Raw genomic sequence first — 4,745 nt, 5'->3', positions numbered from 1 at the left:
GCCCGCCAGCCCGCCGGCCCGCCAGCCCGCTCAGACCACCAACCCGCACACCACAGAAGCCACCTCCACGACCACCTCCGCCTCCCCCAACGACCCGTCCTCCAGCACCTTCAACGCCGCGACGGTCCCGCTGTGTTGGTTGGCCACCAGCAGATATCCGGCCGCCGCGGTCAGCCCCCGAGGCCAGCTGCCCCCGCTCGGAACCTCACCGAGAGGCTCAAGAGCCGACCCCGCGATCCGGAACGCGGCCACCGTGTCCGCGCCCCGATTGGTGACCCAGACGTAGCGTCCGCAGTCCGAAGTCACGATGCCGCCGGGCTGGTTGGGGATGTCCGCTACGGCCGTCGCCGGCACCCGGGACAGTTCGTGCAGGGTGCCGGTCCCGGCGTCGTAGCGGTGGCACGTCACCGTCGAGGAGAGTTCGTCGGCGCTGAGGACCAGGTCTCCGCTCGGGGTGAAGGCGAGGTGGCGGGGGCCGGAACCCGGGCGGAGCTGGGAGGCGGCCACGGGCTTCAACTTGCCCGTGTCGGTGTCCAGTTCGTACGTGAACACCGTGTCCGCGCCCAGGTCGGTGGCCAGGACGTAGCGGCCGGCCGGGTCCACGACGACCTGGTGGGCGTGGGTGCCCTCCTGGCGGCCGGCCACCGGCCCCGAGCCCTTGTGTTCGACCACGTCCGTCAGGTCCGCGAGCCTGCCGTCCGCGTCCAGGCGGTGTACCGCCACCGTGCCGGGCACCGTGTCCGTGCCGTAGTTGGCGGTGAGGAGATGGTCGCCGCTCGGGTGGACGGTCAGGTGGCACGGGTTCGCGCCGCCGCTGGTCAGGGGTGCTCCCAGCGGCACCGGCGCCGCGCCCTCCCGTAGGGCGAACGCGCCGACCGCGCCCGGCGTCGACTCGTGCGTCGTGTAGACGACGGGCAGGGCCGGATGCGCCGCCAGGTACGACGCACCGCTCGCCGCCACCGCGTCCACCACACGCAGACCGTCTCCCGGCGTGAAGCGCAGCGCCGTCACACCGACGCCCTCACCTCCCGTGTCCGGCGTGTACGAACCGGTCAGGACGGCAACCTGCCGTGCCCCAGCCATGATTGACGGATCCTCAACTGTCTCTCGTGACATATGTGTTCAGTCCCTCAGCGGTGTATTTCGTCAGCGGAGTACGTCGTCGTGGTGGTCCAGCAGAGCGAGTTCGGCGCGGCGCGGGAGGCCCTCCCAGTCGCCCTCCGTGCCGACCGCGAACGCACCGAGCCGGGCGGCCGTGTCGAGCCTGACCGACGGCCCCGCGCCCGCGAGGAGTTCGGCCAAGTAGCCCGCCACGAACGCGTCCCCCGCCCCCACCGAGTCGTGAACGCGGACAGGCAGCGCCGGTTGGCGGTACGGGCGGCCGTCGACGAGCGCGAAGGCTCCCTCCGCGCCCAGTTTGATCACCGCACCGGCCGGGCCCAACTCGCAGATCCCCTTGGCCAGTTCCTCGGGTTCGTGACGGTCGGGTACCGCCAGCCGTGCCTCGTGCGGGCCCGCGAACACCAGGTCGCTGTCCCGGAGGAGCGGCAGGACCGCCTCCCTCGCCTCGTCCTCGTTCCACAGCAGGGAACGGAAGTTGATGTCGAGGGAGACCAACACCCCGGCGCCCTTGGCCACATCCACCGCGCGGCGGACCGCTCGCGCCGGGCCTTCCCCCAACGCCGGTGTGATACCGGTGACATGGAGGACCGACGCCCCCGCCACCACCTCCTCCGGAATGTCCTCGGGGACCAGGCGCACACCCGCCGTCGCCGTCCGGTAGTAGCGCATCCGGTGATGCGTACTGGTGCGCTTCTCCTTGATGAGGAGCGACGTCGGCGCCGGATCGCGTACGGCGAGGGCGGTCACCCCCTCCGCGCGCAGCTCGCGCAGCACCAGTTCGCCCAGCTCGTCGTCGCTCACCCGGCCGATCCACGTCGCCCGGCCGCCCAGGCGGCTGACGCCCACGGCCACGTTCGACTCGGCGCCGGCGATGCCGAGGCGCAGGCTGGTGCCCAGGGCGAGCGGGCCGGGGCCGGCGGCGGACAGGACGCCGAGGGTCTCGCCCACCGTGACGAGGTAGGGCTCGTCACCCTCAACAGGCTTGCGGGTGTTCACAGAAATCTCTCCTCGGCCCCGGTGTCGGGCCTGACCGTCTTCAGCAGTGCGCGTGCCCGTGCCGTGAGGGCGCTCAGCGCGTCCGGGGCGGGGTCCCGGTCGGCGCCGCGCAGCAGCGGGGAGCCGACGCCCACGGCGAGTGCCCCCGCGGCCATGTACCGCCCCGCCGCCTCCAGATCCACGCCGCCGACCGCCATGAGCGGTATCTCCGGCAGCGGGGCCCGGAGTTGGGCCAGATGGTTCGGCCCGCCCGTACACGCCGGGAAGAGTTTCACGGCCGCGGCACCCGCCCGCCAGGCGGTGATCACCTCGGTCGCCGTCCACGCCCCCGGGTAGAAGGGGACGCCGAGATCGGCCGCGGCGCGGATGACGTCCGGGTCGACGTTGGGGGCGACCAGGAACTCCGCGCCCGCCGCCAGCGCGTCCCGGGTGTCGGCCGCGGTGAGGACCGTACCCGCGCCCACCGATACGGCGGCGCCGAGTTCGTCCTTGATACGGGCGATCGCGTCCAGCGCGCCCGCCGTGGTGAGGGTGACCTCCAGACAGGTGACCCCGCCGGCCGCGAGGGCACGGGCCGCGGCGGGCAGCCCGGAGGCGTCGGCGGACCTGAGGATGGCCATGACCCGGGTACTGGTCAACTGGGCTGTGAGAGCGGGCCGTTCGAAATGACGATCCGTCATGTGACCGTCTCCAGCCTGCTGTTCCGTCACTTGACAGCTCCCGCCGACATCCCGGCGACCATCTGGCGCTGGAAGAAGATGAAGATGACGAAGAGGGGCAGCACGCCCAACAGGGCCGCGGGGAAAAGGGTGGTGGGCTGCACGGTGTGCGGGTCGATGAAGGAGTACGCGTTCACCATGACCGTGCGCTTTCCCGGGTCCTGGAGGAATACGAGGGGGACGAGGAGGTCGTTCCAGATCTGGAGCGAGATGAACGTCAACAGGGTGCTGGTGACCGGCCGTAGCAGCGGCAGGATGATGACGAAGAACGTGCGCAGCGCGCCGCAGCCGTCGAGGGCCGCCGCCTCCTCCAGGTCGGTCGGGATCTGGCGGATGAAACTGGTGTAGAAGAACACGGCCAACGGCAGGTTGAGCGCGGTGTAGATGAAGACGACGCCCGCGTACGTGTCGAGCAGGTTCAGGTCGCGCATCAGCAGGTACAGGGGTGCCACGACCACGAACACCGGGATCGACGTGCCGAGGATGAAGAGCCGGTACACCGCCGTCGACCAGCCCGCGGTGATGCGGGCCAGCGGGTAGCCCGCGAGCGCGCCGAGCACCGTGATCAGCGCGCACGAAAGCCCGGTGATCAGAAGGGTGTTGAGGGTGCTGGTGCCGTAGTGGATCTGGCTGAAGGCCTGCGTGAAGTTCTTCAGCGTGAAGGAGTGCGGCACGCCCAGCGGGGAGCGCGCCACGTCCGCCGCCGTGCGCAGCGAGGTGACGATGGTGAACACGAACGGCAGCACGAACAGGACCGTGCCGAGACAGAGCACCGTGGTGCCGAGGCCGGCCGCGAGCCTGCGCGGGGTCCACGGCGCGGCGGCACGGGGCCGGGGCGCGTCACGCTTCCCGGCGGGGCGGCCGACTTCCGGTGCGGGGACCGCGGTTGAGAGGGGTGAGGTCATGGGGTGATCCGTCCGATTCCAACGGTGCCGACGGGGTGCGTACGTCCTTGGAGGCGTCCGTACGGCGTCACACGCGCCGTTCGCGCAGTCTGAGCAGGGAGTTGGTCGCGCTGGACAGGACGACCACGGTCACGAGGAGCAGCACCGCGAGGGCGACGCCGTAGGCGAACTTCCCGCCGCCGAAGATGTTGCGGTAGACGAGCAGGGTCAGGGTGTCCGTCGCGCCGGCCGGGCCGCCGTTGGTCAGGACGAGCGGGAACTCGAAGACCTTGAGCGAACCGATCAGGCTGAGCGTCACGTTGACGGTCAACGCGGGCGCCAGCAGCGGCCATTCGATGCTGCGGAAGCGCCGCCAGCCGCTCGCGCCGTCCAGGGCGGCGGCCTCCAGGAGTTCGGTCGGCATGCTCAGGTAGCTGGCGAGGAAGATCGCGCACGAGTAGCCGGTGAACATCCAGATGTTGACGGTGGCGACCGAGTACAGCGCGGTGGACGGGTCGCCGAGCCAGACGTGCTTGAGCGCGCCGAGGCCGACCCCGTCGAGCAGCGCGTTGAGGCCGCCGTTCGGCGCGAAGAGGTACGACCAGATGAACGCGGCCATCAGCGGCGAGATCAGCGTCGGGGTCAACAGGACGACGTTCAGGGCCTTTCGGACCCTCGGGCGGCGGAACAGCATCGACGCGAAGAGCAGCCCGAGGCCGTTCTGCACGACGACGACCACGACGGCGTAGAGGACCGTGTGCCACAGCGCCGCGGAGACCGCCGGGTCGTCCGCCATCGCCGTGTACTCGTCCATGCCGACGAAGTGGGAGATCGGGCCGCCGACGCTGTCGGTGAAGCTCAGGTACACGCCCTTGAACAGCGGATACAGGATGAAGAGCGCGTACACGGCGATCGCGGGGAGCAGGAAGGCGGCCATGGTGGCACGCCGTCGGTGGAACACGGGGGATCAACCTCCTTGGCCGACAGGCAACTTGGCGGGCGAGTTGGCGGGCGACGTGGCGGG

5 protein-coding genes are annotated in these 4,745 nt (G+C 70.9%); all 5 read right to left on the bottom strand.

Annotated elements, in window-relative coordinates:
* Nucleotides 1–30: 30 nt before the first annotated feature.
* Entirely contained in the window at nt 31–1,083 is a 1,053-nt protein-coding gene (locus tag ACNFOC_RS51055) for a lactonase family protein (protein ID WP_416965808.1), read from the bottom strand.
* A 63-nt stretch (nt 1,084–1,146) separates the two neighbouring features.
* Entirely contained in the window at nt 1,147–2,118 is a 972-nt protein-coding gene (locus ACNFOC_RS51050) for a sugar kinase (RefSeq protein WP_416965807.1), read from the bottom strand.
* Complete coding sequence (locus ACNFOC_RS51045) at nt 2,115–2,798, bottom strand: bifunctional 4-hydroxy-2-oxoglutarate aldolase/2-dehydro-3-deoxy-phosphogluconate aldolase (RefSeq protein ID WP_416965806.1); 684 nt, start codon at nt 2,796–2,798, stop codon at nt 2,115–2,117. The genes ACNFOC_RS51050 and ACNFOC_RS51045 overlap by 4 nt, the downstream gene beginning before the upstream one ends.
* A 26-nt stretch (nt 2,799–2,824) precedes the next feature.
* Nucleotides 2,825–3,742 (bottom strand): carbohydrate ABC transporter permease, encoded by a 918-nt coding sequence (locus ACNFOC_RS51040; RefSeq protein ID WP_416965805.1) that lies wholly within the window; start codon nt 3,740–3,742, stop codon nt 2,825–2,827.
* Nucleotides 3,743–3,809: 67 nt separating this feature from the next.
* A complete protein-coding gene (locus ACNFOC_RS51035) occupies nt 3,810–4,682 on the bottom strand; it encodes a carbohydrate ABC transporter permease (protein ID WP_416965804.1) in 873 nt (290 codons plus the stop codon).
* Between the last annotated feature and the right edge of the window lie 63 nt (nt 4,683–4,745).

This window comes from Streptomyces colwelliae (assembly GCF_048158785.1).
Classification (GTDB): domain Bacteria; phylum Actinomycetota; class Actinomycetes; order Streptomycetales; family Streptomycetaceae; genus Streptomyces.
This window is presented reverse-complemented; position numbering and strand designations above follow the sequence as displayed.